We start from the raw sequence: 19,042 nt of genomic DNA, 5'->3' as shown, positions 1-19,042 counted from the left end.
TATATTATATGTTAGTTAATTAGCTATTTTCAGGTTGTATGTTTTGCCCTTTTCTGTAGGTAAATCGTACAGATGGGTCGTCTTTTCCAGATTGAGTGGAGTGACATTCAATGTTGCTTTTTCTGAGATTAAAGCAGGTTTTACTTTAGGTGTTTCGAACAGGATATTCGGATTGCCGCCTTTCGCTTTTTTTAGTCCTACGCCTTTCAACGGCACGGCTATGCGGATACGGCAATTGCCACCATATTGGGAAGTGATTTTCAGGTTACTTACTTTACCGTCTTTCCAGTCCATGTCGATAATAAAACCGCCTCTGGCTACCAGCCCCTTCACGCTGCCATCTTTCCATACATCGGGCAAAGCAGGAAGAAGGTATATAAAACCATCGTGGCTTTGCATCAGCATTTCGGCTATGCCGGCAGTACATCCGAAGTTGCCATCTATCTGGAATGGCGGATGAGCATCGAACATATTGCTGTATGTGCCGCCTTTTTTCTTTTCGTTGGTTACGAGGTCTAACTGGCTTGTCAATAATTTATAGGCATGATTACCATCTAATAGCCTTGCCCAGAGACAGACTTTCCAACCCATGGACCAGCCTGTAGACGGGTCGCCCCGGTAAATCAAAGAGTTTTTAGCCGCTTCGAACAGCTGAGGAGTGTAAATGGGGGATATCTGGTTGCTGGGGAAAAGCCCGTAAAGGTGCGAAACATGGCGGTGCTTATCTTCGGGAGAATCCCAGTCGTGCAGCCATTCCTGCAATTGGTTGTGTTGCCCGATCTGCATAGGAGGAAGTTTGTCGCGTTTTAGCCTTAGAGTATCGGCAAAAGAATTGTCAATGCCTAAGAGTTCGGATGCTTTGATGACATTCGAAAACAAGTCGAAAACAAGCTGGTTGTCGATAGTACAACCTGCTGTAATCGTAGCTTTGTTGTTGCTGCCTGCGTGGGTGTTTTCAGGCGAGTTGGACGGCGATACCACCAGCCAGCCATGTTCGGGTTCTTCTATCAGGAAATCGTTGAAGAACATAGCAGCACCCTTCATTACCGGGTAAACCGACTTCAGATATTCCAAATCGCCTGTATATTCGTACCTGTACCATAGGTGCTGGCTTACCCATGCACCGCCCGTAGGCCACATACCCGAAGCAGCCCTGTCTACAGGACCCGTTATACGCCATATGTCTGTATTGTGATGCAATACCCATCCCCTGCAATTATACATCAGCCTGGCTGTATGTTCGCCCGTCTCGGCAACCTCACGTACCATCTGTAGCATAGGTTCGTGCATTTCAGACAGATTAGTAATTTCGGCAGGCCAGTAATTCATTTCCACATTAATATTGCAGGTATATTTGCTATCCCACGAAGGCAGGAAACGGTCGTTCCATATTCCTTGCAGATTGGCCGGTTGTGTATTTGGTTGCGAACAAGAAATCAGCAGGTAACGTCCGAATTGGAAATAAAGTGCAGCCAGTTCGGGGTCGAATGTTTTTGAAAAATCTCTAATCCGTTGGTCTGTCGGTTTTTCCGATTCTGCTGTTTTTCCCAAGTCAAGGGACATACGGTTCATATACTTTTGAAAGAAAGCGATATGCTCGTCTTTTGCTTTTGAATAATCGTTGGCAAAAGCCGTTTCTATATATTTTTTACACTTGGCAGTTTTGTCTCCTTTGATATCTTTATAATTTACAAAGTTGGTTGCAACAGCTATGTAGAAGATAACTTCATCGGCATTCGTTACAGAGATTATATTGTCCGAAACGGTATAATTGCCGCCTTTCACTTTGGGTTTTACCCTTGTTTCCAATTGTACCTTTCCACTTTGTTTTTCGTGAGCAGGAGTAAGCCCTGTTAGCACCAGCTGGCCATCTTCCACTTTGCGTTCTACTTTCTCCTGAGGTGTAGCAAGGAAAGCGTTGCAGGAAATGCTAGCCGGCTTGTCTGCCGTTAACCTCACTATTATTGTCTGGTCGGTAAAAGAAGTGAACATTTCACGCTTGTAAGTTACACCATCAGCCTTGTAGCTAACATTGGCTATAGCATCGCTAATATTCAGATCGCGATAATATTCGGAATACTTATTATGCCCGGGAAATGATATAAAAAGGTCGCCCATTGTCTGGTAAGGCATTCCGTGATTTTTAGGCGACATTATCTTTGCTGTTGCCAGAGCTTCGGCTTCAACATACTTGCCTTCGAAAATAAGGTTGCGTACTTTCTCCAATGTTCCGTCTTCCGGTTTATGGGCATTACTATTTGGAGAACCAGCCCAGATAGTTTCTTCGTTAAGCTGTAATTGCTCAACAGCCGGATTGCCGAATACCATTGCCCCCAGACGCCCGTTACCAAGCGGCAAGGCCTGATTCCAATCGAGTGCCGGTTTGTCGTACCATAGCTTCATTTCCTGCTGGGCACTGGCGGACAAAGCCAGACAAGAGAATAATAATAGTAATACCTTTTTCAACATTCCTGTTTTATATTAATCAATGATACCCACGCTTTTCAATACTTCCAGCAGAGCTTCTTTTCCTTTGATTGCATTGGCGGGTAGTTTTTCTCCGTTTTCGCCAAAAGCATACATCTGTTCATTTTTTTCTATTGTCACTTTCGATTCGTCTACCATATTCAGGTTGAGACCGAAATGCTTTGCAATGAAAGGATATATGGCATTTCGCTTCGATAGCCCGTAATCGTGCCCTTCGGTCGGGAAGTGAGTATTCTCTATATTATTTTCGGCATTGTAGAACCCATAAGTCCTTTTCAGAAATGGTAATTCCAGATTGGGAACACTGCTCGACCAGTCTTTACCATCGGTAATTGCCAATTGTGGTTTAGGGGCGAACATCGCTGCTATTTCCGCATTGTTTGTCCTGTGGCCGCACAGGTGTGCAGGCATCCCGCTTTCGCATGGACATCCCCCTGCAAAATGCGAGGATAACATCACCACAGGGATACTCAGTGCGATGCGGTTGTCGATGGCAGCTATCATCATCGTCATGCTGCCTCCGCCCGATCCTCCTGTTATTCCAACTTTTTCGGGGTCAGCTTCTTTCAGTGTTAGTAAATAATCGAGTATGCGTATCGTATTCAACGATTGTATCGTATTTGCCGCGCTCAGGCGGTGCAATGTGCCATCGAACTGCAACAGGCTTTCGCCCCATGCGAACAAGTCCCAACTGGCGGATATTGCCCCCATACGCGCCTGTGTAGCACACCGTTTTTGTTGGTCTTCGCGGTAACGCCCGTTGCCGAAATGACCATTAGGATTCAGGATAACAGGGCATTTGTCTTTTATTTTCAGGGGTTTGTAGATGGAGCCGCAAACATAGATGCCGGGTAAGGTTTCTATTGCGAAATTTTCGACAGTGTAACCGTCATATTTCCGTTTGGGAGTAAGTATTACCTTCGAATCCGGTTTGGCAGGCATTGGCGACAGTTGTAATGCTTTAGGCAGACATTCTTTCAATTCGGCCTTACGCTTTTCCCAACTATCTTTATCGGTGTATAATGTCTCCAGATAGTTGAGGAATTTACGTCCTCCTTCTTCATTAGTACGGGCATATTCAAACGATTTTATTTTGTATTTGCCCTTATCCATAACGAACGTATAATCGAAAGGTGCTAATACTGCATAGAGCGATTCTTCCACACTCCACGGCTTGATACGCCAATCGGCATATTTCAGTATCCTGCCATCGATCATCTTGGCATCATACTTGATCTTAATGTCGAATTGGACTTCTATATCTTTTAATACGTCTATCAATGGACGCGAATATGCACTATCGGCAGTCTGCGTGTTCTGGGCAAAACTACAAACTGCTGATAGTAGGCATATAATTAACAAATTAGCTTTCTTTTTCATGTCATTTCCTCCCCCCCCCAAAAAAAAATAAGGGTGATAGTTTTTATATTATTGGACGATAATATTTGCCGAACTATTCAACTCTGCACCTTTCTCTACCGGCAATGGCAAACGGTTCAGGTAATTGTTTATCATAATGATATTATCTGTCTGTTTTCCATCGAGTTTTATAAAAGATTGGCTTCCTGCTTCGGGATAGCAGCCTTGCACGAACATATCCTTTACATCCGTTATTTCCAATACAGGTTTGTCAGTCAGCGGAGTAGGATTGTAGATACTGTTTACACGCAAACCTGAAGATTCGCTGATCTTAAATGCTGCCCCAATCTCTGTGCTTATCCTTACATTGTCCAGCGTAATATTTTTCGCTTTGTTAATCACAAAACCGGTTTTGGATTGGATGTTTATATCAGAGAATGAAATGTCTGATATAGGCGCTTCCTCTATTCCCAAAACAGTACAAGCTGTATTCACCTCTGTGCCGGTAAGTCCGGATATATGAATATTGCGGAAGACAGGAGTACGTTCCGAAAATGGCTCAGCAGGAACATTGGAATAGAATAAGTTGAGGGTAATAGCTTCTTTCGGTATGTTTTTCATCACGATATTGCTTACCCGTATTTCTTCTACAATGCCTCCGCGTCCGCGGGTAGATTTCAGGCGGATACCTCTGTCCGTACCATCGAATACACAGTTTGAAATGGTTACTTTGCGTACATCTCCCGACATCTCGCTGCCGATAACGACACCGCCATGTCCGGCTTGCATTACACAGTTGGTAATGGTTATATTTTCGCACGGAGTAGCATATTCTCGCCCTTGCAGGTCGCGTCCCGATTTCAGGGTGATGCAATCGTCGCCGACAGTGATATTGCAGTTGGCTATGATAACATTTTTGCACGACGATGGATTGATACCATCTGTATTTGGCGCGTCAGGGTTGTTGATAGTAACTCCAAGAACGCTTACATTCTCGCAAAATTCGGGATTGATAGTCCAGAAAGGGGAATTGATGATTGTAACGCCTTCTATCTTAAAGTTCTTGCACTTGTAAGGCTGCATCAATGGCGGACGGAAGAAGCGTTTTCCCAATGTGCGCTTCCAATCGGAATTGGCTTCAACGGTGAAATTGAGATTTTCTTTCTCCCACATTTGCCGGTAGCCTTCGAGTTCTTTCCTGAATGCTTCGTCTTTATGGGCTCCTTCTATCGTAAATGTGCCGTACCACCATTTTTTTCCATTGCCGTCAATCGTACCTTCGCCTTTTATGGTTATGTTTTGTTGTTCATAAGCATAAAACATCGGGCAGAAGCTTTTCATCACCACTCCCTCGTAACGCATTTCTACAAAAGGGGTGTATTCCGACATGTCATCGGTAAACTTTATAGTCGCTCCGGCTTCTATGTCGATAGTAATGTTGCTTTTTAGTACGATAGGGCCTGTAAGGTATGTACCTGTAGGGAAAAACAATGTTCCGCCTCCGTTTGCCGCCAGTTTATCAATTGCTTTTTTGATAATTGCTGTATTGGAAACTTTTCCATCTGCCTTAGCCCCAAAGCTTTGCATATTTATTGTTTCGGCTTTGGAGACCAGGGGCAGACTAAAAACAATGGTGAACAATATTATTAATTTCTTCATTTGTGGTAAACTATTTTAACAGGGAATCCAGTTTGTCAACGGCTGCTTTAACTTTTTCCTTTTCCGGGTCTTTAAACAGGTTGAAAGGCTGGGCAAGGAAGTCGCTGCAAATGCCTTTAAGTGCCAATGCCGTTTTTATTCCTTTGATATAGCTCGACCCGAAACGTCCGATGCTATAAAGTTCGTGGCTTACGGCCATCATCTTATCTTGCAATTCTACGGTTTTGTCTACATCCTTTTCTGCCGCTGCATTATATACGTCTACGAATATTTTAGGATAAACATTAGCTCCTCCCGAAACGCCTCCATGTGCGCCAAGCAATGCCACAGAAGCCATCATTTCTTCAGGGCCTACGAATAGACCGAAATCGGGGCGGTTTCTGAACAGGGTCAGCAACTTGCAGAAATATACTCCATTGGCCGAACTGTCTTTCAGCCCTATAATGTTTTTGTGATGCGACAGAGCCATCACCGTATTAGGCTCTATCATCGTTTTGGTATGCGAAGGCATATTATATAGATAGAGCGGGAGTGGGCATTTGTCTGCCAATAACTCATAATATTCAATCAGTTCGGGCTGTCCCAGCGCAAAATAATATGGAGGAGCGGCTACCAAAGCTTCGGCTTTGTATTCTGCTGCATATTCAGCCAGTTTGATGCTTTCGTAGACAGAAGTATCTGTTATGCCGACAAGTACAGGGACACGGCCGTTGACGGCAAGGCAGGTATGTTTGATCAATTCTTGTTTTATATGGATACTCAGGTGTTGGGCTTCGCCTGTAGTACCTAGTATAAAGATGCCTGTAACGCCACCATTTATCAGGTGTTCAACCAGATTTTTAACGCCTTGTACATCTAATGTATCTGTATCTATAAGTGGGGTAATCATAGGCGGTACGATTCCCCGAAGTACACTTTTTTGCATATTGATCTATTATTATTTTAATTCTGATTATTTACTTTTTTGAAAAACTTGGGTACTATTATGCTTAATAAGAATCCTACACAGAAGATTGTGATAGTGCCCAGTACGATTGTCATATAACTATGGAAGATTGTTTGCCCGCTGAATGTCATCCACGAGATTAGTGCGACGCCGCAAACAGTACCGATCAGGGCATAAACATTCTTTACCTTTTTCGCTACATATCCCAGCAGGAACAAACCGAGCATTCCTCCGCTGAAAATACCGGCAAGGCTCCACCACGCATCGAGTGCGCTTTTTACCGAAATCATCGCCAATCCTACGCACATACCCGATAGGCCTAATACAAAAGAAGTTATATGAAGTATCTTCATGTTCTTCTTCTCATCTTTTACATCTGCCTCCTTCTTTCCTCTTTGGAAGAAGTCGGTAAGGATAACTGTTGCGCCACTATTGATGCTGGTAGATATGGTACTCATCCCTGCTGCAAATATGGCGGCAACCAGCAGCCCTGTAACTCCGGTAGGTAAGCCGTTTACTATAAAGTAAGGAAAGACCTGATCGCCGCTGATGCCCTCCGGCAGTAATCCCGGCTGGGTTTTGTAGTAGACGAACAAGGCTGTTCCGATGATGAAGAATAATAAGCTTACAGGAACATACAGCAGTCCGCCAAATAGTGCTGAAAAACGGGCACTTTTGTCGTCTTTTGCACTCTTATAACGTTGTACGTAATTCTGGTCGATTCCGTAATTTTGCAAGTTGATAAATATTCCATAGACCAGCATCACCCAGAATGTAGGAACATTCAGTGCAGCGCCGAAGCTTCCCAATGAGAATTTATCGTATTCTGCTCCTATTTCGAAAAACTGTCCGGCTCCTTCCGGGAACGAAAGAAACAGGATGACTACACAGGCCAACGCTCCGAAAATCAATATTGTACCTTGGATTGCATCTGTCCAGATAACGGCTTTGATACCACCCAGCACAGAGTAGAAGGTTACACACAGGCTTGTTATTATGATGATGAAAGGAATGCTCCATCCCAGCATGGAATGTAGCGGCAGTGCCAACAGGAACAATACCGAACCGATGCGCGATACCTGTGTAAGCAGGTAACAGGCGGCCGCATACGCCCTTGCCCAATAACCGAAACGTTCTTCGAGAAAACTATATGCGGAAATACTCTGTATATTGCGGTAAAACGGAACAAAGTATTTTGCAGCCAACAAGGATGCCACAGGGATAGACAGACTGAAAACATAAGAGTTCCAATTGCCAGAGTAAGCGTTGCCGGGTAAGGCGAGAAAACTAATGCTGCTCACATAGGTCGCGAAAATAGACATTCCTACGACTATTCCGGGAAAACTACCTCCACCGCTTGTATAATCGCTCGCGTTTTTATTTTTACGCATAAAGGAACTTCCGAAAAGAATCTTAGAGTCTGTTTAAATTTTATAGCAAATCTTTTTTATAGCTGTTTTTAGATGGATTTTATGTGTTTTGCTCGCTGGTTTAGCGGGCTAAACCGAGAGTGAAATATGGAAAATACGCTAAAAAGAGCATAAAAAAGTTGCTAAGAACTATACTAAAGAACCTATAAGAAATATTTTCGCTAAAATTTAAGCAGGCTCTTACTTTTTTACGGCAATTATAGTGAATTAAGAACGGATTGGCAGTATCAAAATTAATACTTTAAGAATTTTGATACCGCCTTTAACCTATTTATAGTTTATTTATATAAAGGACCGTATGTTGCACATGCCCTGTAGTCTGAGCCCTCGATGTCGGAACCGTATGCAGCCCAGGCTGACGGACGGAATACTTTATCTTCGTCTACATTGTGCATGCAAACAGGGATAGACAGCATGGAAGCCAGCGATATAAGGTCAGCTCCTATGTGTCCGTAACTTATCGCGCCGTGGTTTGCGCCCCAGAAATTCATTACAGAATACACATCTTTGAAGTGTCCTTTGCCGGTAAGGCGTGGCACGAAGAAAGTGCTTGGCCATGTTTTATCGGTACGTCTGTCTATTTTGTCGAATACTTCCTGCGGGAATGTAGCGGTAACTCCTTCTGCTATTTGCAATACCGGGCCTAAACCTTTTACCAGATTGAGCCTGCACATTGTGATCGGCATACCCGGCAGGGTAAGGAACTTGGATGAGTAGCCGCCTCCTCTGAAATATTCGAGCGAAGCAGGATACCATTTTGTTGCATCCAGCATCTTGTTCACTTCCTCTTCTTTTATTTCCCAGAAAGGTTTCATTACCGGGTTGCCGTCTTGCGATTGGCGTCCTGTTCCGTCGAGTGTACAAGAACCGGAATTGATTAAGTGGATAGCACCTTGAGACAGAACTCCTTCTGGTTTCCACCCCGTTACGCGTTCGATAGATTCGGGACTCCAGTATGTCCTTACGTCGGCAAATATCTGCGATGTATTTGTCAGCAATTTGCCAAACAGCATACTTATCCCGTTCAGATGGTCGTCTTCGGTTGCAAATGTGAAAGGTTCGCGGATTCCGTTCCAGTCGAACGAAGAGTTAAGGATAGCTTCGGAGAAGTCACCGTTTGGCATAAAGTCTGTCCATTGGCGCTGTCCCTGAAATCCACCAGCTATGGCATTATGTCCCATCGCTTCTTCGCCATAACCTATTTCGTTAAGTTTTTCATTACCTATCATAAGGTCTCTCATTATGAGAGTCATTTTTACTACAAATTCCCAGTCCTGGTCTTTTTGTTCGCGCGAACGTTTCAGATGTTCAGGGTTGTAGTCTTCTCCTTCGTTTGGCACACAGTTTTTCTTAGTCCATTCGAGGGCTTTCTTATATTCTTCTTTATCGTATATCTCTAATTGGATACGGCGGAGTATCTCCGAACAGTCTACAAATTCTGCGCGAAGCCCCAGGTATTCCTGCAAAAATTCAGGATTTACAATAGAGCCTGCAATACCCATCGATACACTGCCTATTGCCAGATAAGATTTTCCGCGCATGATGGCTACAGCCAGCCCGGCTTTGGCAAAACGCAACAATTTTTCCTGTACGTCGGCAGGGATTGTCATATCTCCCATATCCTGTACATCGTGCCCGTAGATGCCAAATGTAGGCAATCCCTTTTGGGAATGGGCAGCCAATGCTGCCGCCAGATAAACCGCTCCGGGGCGTTCGGTACCATTGAAACCCCATATAGCCTTAGGTATCAGCGGATCCATGTCTATCGTTTCCGAACCGTAGCACCAACAAGGTGTGACGGATAACGTTAAGCCGACATTATTCCTTTTGAATTTTTCGGCACAGTTGGCAGCTTCTTTTACGCCACCTATACATGTGTCTGCGATGATGCATTCTACAGGGCTTCCGTCGGGGTAGCGAAGGTTTTCGGAGTAGAACCGGGCTACGTTTTTAGCCATGTTCATTGTTGTTTCTTCGAGAGATTCTCTTATGCCTTTTCTGCGTCCGTCTATAATCGGGCGGATTCCAATTTTAGGGTATTCGTTATAATTCATAATGCTATATTTTTTTCTTTTAGAATAATTGTTTTTACTGTTCGGCTTTTTTCTCGCCAAACTCCGTTTGCTGCAATTCTACTTCGTTCAGTGTTTTCAGCCTTTCTTCTTCTGTCATTTGCCTTTTGAATGAACTGGAATAGGCTACGCCTTGATTTACTTGTGGCTTTTCTGTGTAGACTAGGCTATATTTAGGTGCAATACTTTCAAATTCTATTTCGGCCGGGGTAGGCGAGTGTTCTCCTTCGAACAATACTCTAGCATGTACTTTTATTTTCCCGGGATTGAGTGTCGAACGGATAAGCACTGGTGCCGACCCAAATTCTACTGCGCGCGGATTGGCGCCAATCATATCGTCGCCGATAATTTCGCCTTCGCCTGTTACTGTGAAAAGGATTTGCTCTTTTGCCAGTCTTCTTACATTGCCTTCGTCGTCGGTTACTTCGCAGATAACAGGGATGAAATCGGAGGCATTGGCTGTTAGTTTTTGGTTTTCATTGTCTATAAACAGCCTTAGTTTGGTCGATCTTCTTGAAGGCATCTTTTTGGTTGAGCAAACGACTTTTCCATCGATTAATCCTTCGGCAACGAACGAAACTTTTTGCCAGTTTTTTTCTACATACGGGTAGACCCGCATTTTGTTGAACTCATATACATTTTTGAATGTAACAGGAGGATTAGGCATTCCATATTTTTTACGGGGTACTTTTTGTACCAATGTGTCTTTTGCGTATGCTATGAGGCGCACTTCGTCGCAGTTGGTAAATACTGTGACATCGGAGCACGAAAAAGGAGATATTTCGTGTGCTATGAAAATCATTGGTCCGGTATCGGATGTAGGATGTTTGAGCGATGCACTAACCTGGCTTTTAAACATATAATATGAATATTTCGGCTGGCGAAAAGCATCCATGATACCTCCCCAATATGGGTCGGGATGGTATCCGCGCTGATGGTCGAACGGATGCCATAAAGCTCCTCCGATGAATTGTTTGCTTTCGGGATACATTTCGTCATAGGCCTTTGCAAGCTGAAGAGCCTGTGCCAGAAGAGGGGTTTCGCCCCAGCTTCTCGAAGCTCTGTTGTTTGTGTTGTGGGCGTACCAGTCGTCTACATTTTCTCCAAATTCGCGGGTGAAAATACATTGCTTGAAGTTTCCCACATCTTTCGGCCAGCCGTAAACCACCTCATAATTGTCGGCCACTCCGTTGATATGATGGTCGGTGACACATGATGAGCCGGGATATTCGGCATGGGTTATTTCCTGTGCTTTTAGGATGGATGCTAGCGGAACCCGTGTTTCGTTGAGTACCGGTTCCCACATCAATACAGAAGGGTGATTGCGGTCGCGGCGGATCATATTGCGAATGTCGTCATACATCAATTCTGCAAAATGAGGGTCTTTGTTCCAGTATTGCCAGCCGGGAGTGGCTACGATGACAAACATTCCCAATTCGTCGCAAGCGTCCATAAACGAAGGGTCTTGCGGATAGTGAGCCACACGGATAATGCGGCATCCGGCATCGCGCAGTCTCTTCGCATCGCGCCAGTGTTGGCTATTTGGTACGGCATTGCCTACATATGCGTAATCCTGATGCCTATTGCCTCCGATCAGCCTGTCGGCTAATTTTCCATTGAGCCACAAACCGTCTTTTCCTTTAAATTCTATTTTGCGTATTCCTATACGGGTTATGCCTCCGTCCAGCGGTTTCTTGTCCGAAGATAAAATTCTGGTTGCTACTTTATATAGGTATGGATTGTCGGGATACCAAAGATCTGGATTGGTAACGGTTATTTTCTGTGTGATTTGCTTTTCTTCATCTGCTTTTAGCGATAGCCGTGAGGATATGGTTTTTATGATATTCCCCGATTGGTCTATCAGTTGGTTTTCTATTATTACAGATTGGTTTTTTTTGTCTCTGTTTGCAATGTCTGTATTTATTATTATCTCAGCTTTTTTATCATTTATTTCACCATATTGAATAAATATACCGCCTCCGGCTGTTTTGTTTACCTTATTGGGATCTGTAATGTGGGTTTTTGCTGTTGCAATCAGCCATACATCGCGATATATTCCTCCATGATAGGTGAAATCGAGCGTTGCTTGCTTTTTTCCGGGAGGGAAACTTTTGTCATCCGAGTTGTCGGTGAATACGGCAATAATACATTTTTCTCCGGGTTTTGCTCCCAGCTGGGTAAGTTCTATGCTGAAAGGGAGGTATCCGCCCAGATGTTCCAGTACTTTTTGTCCATTGAGATAAACAACAGATTTACCCATCGCTGCTTCGAAATAGATATTGATAAGTTTACCTTCTAAGGATTTATCTATTACAAAATGTTTGCGATACCATGCGGGGCCCTGATAGTTGCGGCTTCCGCTGGCTTCGGCAGGCATTAGCTGTACGGTATGCGGGGTGGAAACTACATCCCAATTGCTGTCATCGAAATCGGTTTTTTCGGCACCTTCAATATTTCCTCTTGAGAATCGCCAGCCTACATTGAAATCGAAGACTTCCCGTCCCGATTTTTCCAGATTATAAAGGCCTGCTACAGAGGTTTCCGGCTGGTATTGTGTCGCTGATGCATTGGAACAAACGAAGAAACTTACTAATAAAGTAAGAAGATGTATATGTTTCATGATAAAAGTATGATGTTTCGATTCGCAGATAAACAGACAGAGGTTCTTTTCTTATAAAGAACCTCTAAGAATTAATTCGGTAGGGACATAAGTCTGAACTTTTTGTCTTGTCTTGATGTACTCGGCAGCGAGTTTGCCCATCTCTTTGAAGTCTGTAGATATGACACTTATGCCATTTTCTATAACTTCCATCATTGGGGCGTCGTTTAATGTTACCAAGCCGACATCTTTGCCCAGCTCGTAATTCTGCAACCTGCATGTTTTTACTATTTGCATCATATCTAAATGCCTGATGGCAATATAGGCTGTTCCCGGTACTATGTCGAATGAGTTTAGGTCGCGGGTTATGATGTTGTATTTGAAGTTGTTGTCGTTGCAAAACTGTTCGAAAAAAGGGATGCAACTTTGGGGATGCTCCGATTTTGCATTGAAGACAAGGCATATTTCTTCATACTTGCTGAATTTATCTAATCCGGCAGTCAGGCAGTCGTACAAAGTGGTGTCGAATCCCTGGCATACATACGAAAATTTGTCTTTTTTAAATTTCCCCAAGTCGAGAAGCAAGACTTTTGTATTATCCAACCGGTCGAGAACTTCCGAATATACGTCGTTTTGCAGGTTGGTGATAAGATATAGATCATATCTGCCTATGCTGTCCTGTATTATGTTGTTGAACGATCTCTTGTTGTAGTGGTGAAAATAGAGATCGAGCCTGTAGTTCAATGGCAGGTTGGCAGTCAGTTCTATATATAGGTTTTCCTTGTATGGGCTGAATATGTCGAGCAGTACAAATATATTGTTTACGGTGTTCGATACAAAATAGCCTCTGGTGGGGGCTGATTCTATTATGCCTTTTTCTTTCAAATCCTGAAAGGCTTTATATACAGTATCGCGTGCAAGATTATAATTTGTGCTGATCTTATTTATAGAGGGTAGGGGATCTCCTTCTTTAAATTCTCCATTAGAAATGGCTGCCCGGATGGCATCTGATAGCTGCCTAACCTTACTTTTATTTTGGTCAAATTCTAATATCATGAATTAAATTTTTGTTAAATGTTTTCTTTCGTAAGATAGAAGTAAGTCTGTCCTGTTCTATCCTGATATTGCAAAGGAAATAATTTTTTTGTAATAAGGCAATTTTTTTTCAACATGTTATTAAACATTTATTTATATTTTTTCTGCGAAATGTTTTTTTTATACTTTTGTAGCAAACAGGACAGCACAGTATAATTGATTAGTGAGAGCTATGTTTAACTTTAAATCACAAAACTTATGACAAGACAGGCAAGACAGTTTTTTAATATCTCCGAAAAAGAGAGAAGTGTGTTCAAGGTAATTAAAGGATAAATTGTTCATAAATAGAATTGAATTATGGTCTACCTAAGCCCCGGAAGCAGTGTTGGTAAAAAAAGAAAAGCGTGGGACTTTAGCGTTATCCGCACTTGCGGTCTTAGGATTCTGTTGCAGCAAATAAATAAAACCCACGCCAACTTTGATAGTTAACGTGAGCATTGGTTGATTGCTCTTGTTGCAATTTTTTGAAAGTTCCTAAGCTTCAAGTGCAAGAATAAAAACTAACGCTTTTTTTAGTAATATATCTTAAATCTTTATTTCGAATTAACTTAAAAAACATTATGTATGGCAAAAGTACGAATAAATGACAAATTGTGGAGAATTTTCATTCAATAATGCTAATTGGATGGATTTATACTTTTTATCTAATTATAATCAAATAAACAGATTGTTTAATTAAAAATTTAATATATGAAGAAGAAAAGAAAACTGAGTGCTATCGTAAGTATTTTATGCTTTGCGATGGTTCTGTTTGTAACATCTTGTACCAATGGGTTCAAAGATGATGAAACGTTCTCGCCAGGTGTAACAAATACACAATTGGAGTCACCGGATCCAAGTGGCTTTACAATAACTACAGTGACCAACAATGAAACAGGTGCTGATGAGTTTAAAATAGAATGGCCTGTGGTACAAGGTGCGGGCGGATACCTTTTTAGCCTTTACATTGTGGATGATGAAGATAATCCTGTACTTGTGGGGGAAGAAGAAGAGTTTGTAGATGGATGTTCAATCCGTCGCCCTAAGTTAGAAGACACATACTACAAAGCTGTAGTTAAATCTATAGGAAATAGCGAATACAATAACACTGGAGCAGATAAACCGACAGAGTATGCCTACAATTCATTCTTATTGAAAGTGGCGACAATACCTAGCGGAGCAGATTTGGCTGAGTGGTTTGCTGCAAATCCGATAGAAAAAAGCGAAGAAGAACAAGCTTACGAATTAGAGCCTGGAGGTAATTATACGCTTAATGGTATATTAGATTTTGGAAAACACTGGATTACTCTTCGTGGTCCGATAGAGGATACAAACAGGCCAACGATTACATTTGGAGCAGAAGGAGAGTTTATAACAATGAGTGGCTTGAAGTTGAGATTTTTAAATATGGATTGTTCTGCTGCAACAAAAAAAGCGGTTCTTTCGTTAAGTACTACTCCTGATCCATCTCTTGCGATATATGATACAAAACGTCACATAATCTCTGAAACTATATCTTTCCAATCTTGTAACATAAAAGGTGTACAGAAGAGTCTTTTTGATATGAGTTCACAAGATTATGTGCTAAAAACATTCCTTGTTTCAAATTGTATTATACAATTGAACAATAGTGGTTCTATAACTACTTTTATCAACTGTCATGGGGGTCCGAATAACGTAGGTTGTTTCAAAGATTTCAAAGTAATGAATAGCACGTTCTATAACATGGTTGCAAATACTAAAAGTTATTTTCTTCGTTTTGCTAATGGCAGTAACGCCCAGCCTCAAAAACTTGGTTTCCCAGATAAGGCTGCAAGTATTTTTATCGCAAATAATACATTTTATCAAGTATTTACAGGCAAAGATTTTGCTAATAATATGGCAAGCCATAGTGGAATATCTACAACAATAAAGAACAACATATTTTTTGATTGTTTCAGAATGAGTAAAATTGTAGGGGGTAGCAATGTGAAAGATATACCTAGAGATACAAATTTTGTCTACGCTGTCGTAGGTTCGTTAGATTCGAACGATAAAAATACGTATGGAACAGAGCTAGATCCAAGTTTTGTAGGCCCGGTTGATAAAGCTCCGGATGCAGTTAATTTCAGGCCTGCTAATAGTACTATCCTTACAGCAGGGTCGGGCGATCCTCGCTGGTTACCTTAAATCGGGTCGATATGATAATTGCAATCTATGAATAACAATTAAAAAAAAAGATAATGGAGAAAAGATTTTTAATAATTCTCAGTATATGCTTGAGCCTTATTTTAGGTTTCGCTTTGCCGGCTCATGCACAACAAGGCCGAATGGTTAGTGGTACCGTTGTTTACGAAGACGGGGAGCCTATAATCGGTGCTACAATAAAAGTTGATGGAACTACTAGCGGAACATTCACCGATGTAGATGGAAAGTTCTCAATCTCGGTTCCAGCAAAAGGAAGTATAACTATTTCTTACTTGGGATTCGCATCTCAAACTCTGACCGACTTCTCGAATACACATATCATTATGAAGGAAGATGCTTTGAAGTTAGATGATGTAATTGTGGTCGGTTATGGGGTACAAAAGAAAGCCCATCTTACCGGAGCAATATCAACAACAGAAATGAGCGATATTACCGATCTAACTACTGGTGACTTGTCTTCTGCTCTTAGAGGGCTTATGAATGGAGTAAATGTTGACGCAGGAAGCAACCGCCCGGGAGGAACATCCAGAGTGACTATTCGTAATAATAAAGATGTTTCAGGAGAAGGTTCCGGACTCGAAACCGATCCGCTTTATGTAATTGATGGTTACTCTTATCCTTATGCTGAAGGAGCAATAGCATTCAATAATTTGGATGCAACGATGATAGAAAGTATTTCGGTGTTGAAAGATGCTTCTGCCGCCGTATATGGTTCCCGTGCTGCTAACGGAGTCGTGCTGGTAACAACAAAAAAAGGACAAATAGGAAAACCTAAAATTTCATATAGCGGGCAGTTTGGTTATGCCGACGAAGTATCCCGTCCTAAAATGCTGAGTGCGTATGAATACGGAAAAATATGGAACGGTATGCGTGCAGCTAATCCAAATAATGTGCCGAACCCTCTTACTGAATTGTATCAAGCTGACGAATTGGAAGCAATGAGAGGAATGAACTACGATTTGCTAGATGATGAATGGAGCGCTGCTTTTACGCAAAAGCACAGTATAAACTTAGGTGGAGGAACTGAAAACGCCAATTATTATGCTGGTGTATCTTACTATACACAAGACGGTAATATGGGAAACATTGACTACGAACGTTGGAACTACCGTGCAGGTCTAGACTTAAAAATAAACAAATGGCTGAAAGCCTCAATGCAGGTATCTGGTAATTATGGAGAGCAAAACAGCTCTTATAGTAGCTCGGATGTAGGTAGTAGCAATGCCGAAACCGACTACAGTGTATTGCTGACACGTCCTCGCCATATTCCTGCATATGTAAATGGAAAGCCCATGGCTGCATATAGCATAAACAATAATGAAGCTAATACCGTTCAGAATTTTCATTACAATACAATTCAGGAACTGAACAACTATAAAAAGAGTATGACACAAGAAACAACGATTAATACATCGTTGGAATACGATTTTGGATGGAATGAATATTTGAAAGGATTGAAACTTAAGTTTTCTTATGCAAAAAGTATAAATACGAATAAAGGTAATGCGTATGGATCAAATTATAGCCTTTATGCGCTGAATACTCGTGGCGGTAGCGGAAACCATCTATATACTACAGACGATGTTTCTATGGATGACAGCAATTTTAGAGAAATTACGATAATCAATGGTAATATGATTAGTCGTAGTATGTATCGTACAGACAACTATCAAATGAACTTTATAGCCACTTATCAACGTAAGTTTGGACATCATGATATCAGTGGATTATTTTCTGTCGAGAAATCAGAAAGAGAACAAGAAACTTTAGATGGTGCAATGACGGCCCCATATCCTTCTACAACAGGCCAGTCAGGAAGTGCTTCGGGAAGTCCGAGTACAGCGTTTGACCGTTATGAGTCTGGTACCCTTTCGTATATAGGGCGTATAAATTACGCATATATGGACAAGTATTTAGTTGAATTCTTGATACGTTCCGATGCATCTACAAAATTTGCTCCTGAAAATTATTGGGGAACTTTCCCATCACTATCATTAGGCTGGGTTATGTCTCAGGAAGACTGGTTTAGGGAAAAAGTAAAGGGCATTGATTATTTGAAATTGCGTACATCGTTTGGGCTTACCGGGCGCGACAATATTAAAGCTTGGACTTGGGCCAATTTCTATTCTTATCGTCAAGATGGAGGTCCTGTTTTTGGTAATAATAATACGACGAGTTCTTATATTAGACTTCCTGATGCAAGTTATAATCGTGATGCAGTATGGGACAAGAGCTATAAAGCAAATCTAGGAGTGGACTTTGCTGTACTAAACCGTCGATTGAGCATAAATCTGGATGGTTATTATGAATGGAACCGTGATGTCTTTAAACCACGCAATGGTGATATCCCTTCTACTGTAGGTTCTGCCACAGCAGATGAGAATTTTGCTTCATTTGATGATTATGGCTTCGAAATAGGATTGGGTTGGAAAGACAAGATTGGTAAAGACTTTAAATACGGAGTTAGAGTTAATACCGGTTATTCGGATAATAAAGTAAATAAATATCCATGGGAGACTCAATTAGAATTTGATGACTACTTTCCTGGCGAACGAAGAGATAGAGGTTTGTGGGGCTTGGAGTGTATGGGTATATTCAGATCTTATCAGGAGATCGAAGAATACTTTGCCAAATATAATATTACTAACTATTTAGGAAAAAATAAATCGGATATACATCCCGGAATGTTGATCTACAAAGACGTACGCGGCAAAAACAATGGAGATGGAACATGGGAACAAACTCCTGACGGAATAATTGACAAAGATGCCGACCGTGTTAAAATATCAAGCCGTAGCAATAACATCTATAGCCTTTCGATGAATTTGAATGCAGAATGGAAAAGTTTCTCTTTGAGTGCTCAAATAGGAGCTAGCTGGGGGGGCTATTCAGTCTTGTCGAAAAATGTACGCTCTGTTTACAATAATTTGTTAAACACTTCAGGCTACAATTCAATGCAGTGGACCAATATGCCTTCTTTCTGGGCCGATAATATGTTCGTTTACGAAGATGTATTGGATGCTAGTGGCAATGTAGTGGCAGAAGCTAATCGTAATGCAAAATATCCGAATCTGATGTTTGATGACATCAACTCTCTAACCTCTACATTCTGGAAAATTAGTAACACTCAGGCTAAGTACATGACAAAAATATCATAGGGTTCATATTTTCTTTAAAATCCAGTTTATCTAACCACTGAAAAATATAATCAAGTCCATATTTGAAATAA

9 protein-coding genes and 1 pseudogene are annotated in these 19,042 nt (G+C 41.7%); 2 read left to right on the top strand and 8 right to left on the bottom strand.

All coding sequences use genetic code 11. The annotated features are described in order from the left end of the window. Window positions 1-15: 15 nt before the first annotated feature. The 8 genes and pseudogenes from D0T57_RS12085 to D0T57_RS12050 all read right to left on the bottom strand — a co-directional run bounded on the left by D0T57_RS12085 (window position 16) and on the right by D0T57_RS12050 (window position 13,608). Window positions 16-2,469: a glycoside hydrolase N-terminal domain-containing protein gene (locus tag D0T57_RS12085; protein ID WP_163273749.1), complete on the bottom strand. Its 2,454-nt coding sequence runs from the start codon at window positions 2,467-2,469 to the stop codon at window positions 16-18. A 12-nt stretch (window positions 2,470-2,481) separates the two neighbouring features. Further along, window positions 2,482-3,867, bottom strand: coding sequence for an acetylxylan esterase (locus tag D0T57_RS12080; protein WP_163273748.1), 1,386 nt, complete (start codon window positions 3,865-3,867; stop codon window positions 2,482-2,484). A 324-nt stretch (window positions 3,868-4,191) separates the two neighbouring features. After that, window positions 4,192-5,505 (bottom strand): annotated as a pseudogene (locus D0T57_RS12075) (glycoside hydrolase family 28 protein); the annotation flags it as partial. 10 nt (window positions 5,506-5,515) lie between these two features. Beyond that, on the bottom strand, window positions 5,516-6,430 hold the full coding sequence (locus D0T57_RS12070; RefSeq protein WP_163273746.1) for a dihydrodipicolinate synthase family protein: 915 nt from the start codon (window positions 6,428-6,430) through the stop codon (window positions 5,516-5,518). A gap of 17 nt (window positions 6,431-6,447) precedes the next feature. After that, on the bottom strand, window positions 6,448-7,842 hold the full coding sequence (locus D0T57_RS12065; protein ID WP_163273745.1) for a sodium:solute symporter: 1,395 nt from the start codon (window positions 7,840-7,842) through the stop codon (window positions 6,448-6,450). Window positions 7,843-8,159: 317 nt separating this feature from the next. Then, on the bottom strand, window positions 8,160-9,935 hold the full coding sequence (locus D0T57_RS12060; RefSeq protein ID WP_163273744.1) for an L-fucose isomerase: 1,776 nt from the start codon (window positions 9,933-9,935) through the stop codon (window positions 8,160-8,162). 34 nt (window positions 9,936-9,969) lie between these two features. Next, complete coding sequence (locus tag D0T57_RS12055) at window positions 9,970-12,573, bottom strand: glycoside hydrolase family 2 TIM barrel-domain containing protein (protein WP_163273743.1); 2,604 nt, start codon at window positions 12,571-12,573, stop codon at window positions 9,970-9,972. 51 nt (window positions 12,574-12,624) lie between these two features. Further along, complete coding sequence (locus D0T57_RS12050; protein WP_163273742.1) at window positions 12,625-13,608, bottom strand: GntR family transcriptional regulator; 984 nt, start codon at window positions 13,606-13,608, stop codon at window positions 12,625-12,627. A gap of 729 nt (window positions 13,609-14,337) precedes the next feature. Between D0T57_RS12050 and D0T57_RS12045 the strand changes: the two genes are divergently transcribed. Both D0T57_RS12045 and D0T57_RS12040 read left to right on the top strand, forming a co-directional pair. After that, window positions 14,338-15,795, top strand: coding sequence for a DUF4992 family lipoprotein (locus D0T57_RS12045; RefSeq protein ID WP_163273741.1), 1,458 nt, complete (start codon window positions 14,338-14,340; stop codon window positions 15,793-15,795). Window positions 15,796-15,884: 89 nt separating this feature from the next. Then, on the top strand, window positions 15,885-18,971 hold the full coding sequence (locus D0T57_RS12040) for a TonB-dependent receptor (RefSeq protein WP_163273740.1): 3,087 nt from the start codon (window positions 15,885-15,887) through the stop codon (window positions 18,969-18,971). Window positions 18,972-19,042 lie beyond the last annotated feature (71 nt).

This window comes from Dysgonomonas sp. 511 (assembly GCF_010501105.1).
Classification (GTDB): domain Bacteria; phylum Bacteroidota; class Bacteroidia; order Bacteroidales; family Dysgonomonadaceae; genus Dysgonomonas.
The sequence above is the reverse complement of the archived record's forward strand: the minus strand, read 5'-3'. Positions and strand labels throughout refer to the sequence as shown.

Bases quoted from the DNA above. Each gene is read 5' to 3' on its own strand.
- D0T57_RS12085 (WP_163273749.1), bottom strand. From the start codon at position 2,469: ATGTTGAAAAAGGTATTACTATTATTATTCTCTTGTCTGGCTTTGTCC.
- D0T57_RS12080 (WP_163273748.1), bottom strand. From the start codon at position 3,867: ATGAAAAAGAAAGCTAATTTGTTAATTATATGCCTACTATCAGCAGTT.
- D0T57_RS12070 (WP_163273746.1), bottom strand. From the start codon at position 6,430: ATGCAAAAAAGTGTACTTCGGGGAATCGTACCGCCTATGATTACCCCA.
- D0T57_RS12065 (WP_163273745.1), bottom strand. From the start codon at position 7,842: ATGCGTAAAAATAAAAACGCGAGCGATTATACAAGCGGTGGAGGTAGT.
- D0T57_RS12060 (WP_163273744.1), bottom strand. From the start codon at position 9,935: ATGAATTATAACGAATACCCTAAAATTGGAATCCGCCCGATTATAGAC.
- D0T57_RS12055 (WP_163273743.1), bottom strand. From the start codon at position 12,573: ATGAAACATATACATCTTCTTACTTTATTAGTAAGTTTCTTCGTTTGT.
- D0T57_RS12050 (WP_163273742.1), bottom strand. From the start codon at position 13,608: ATGATATTAGAATTTGACCAAAATAAAAGTAAGGTTAGGCAGCTATCA.
- D0T57_RS12045 (WP_163273741.1), top strand. From the start codon at position 14,338: ATGAAGAAGAAAAGAAAACTGAGTGCTATCGTAAGTATTTTATGCTTT.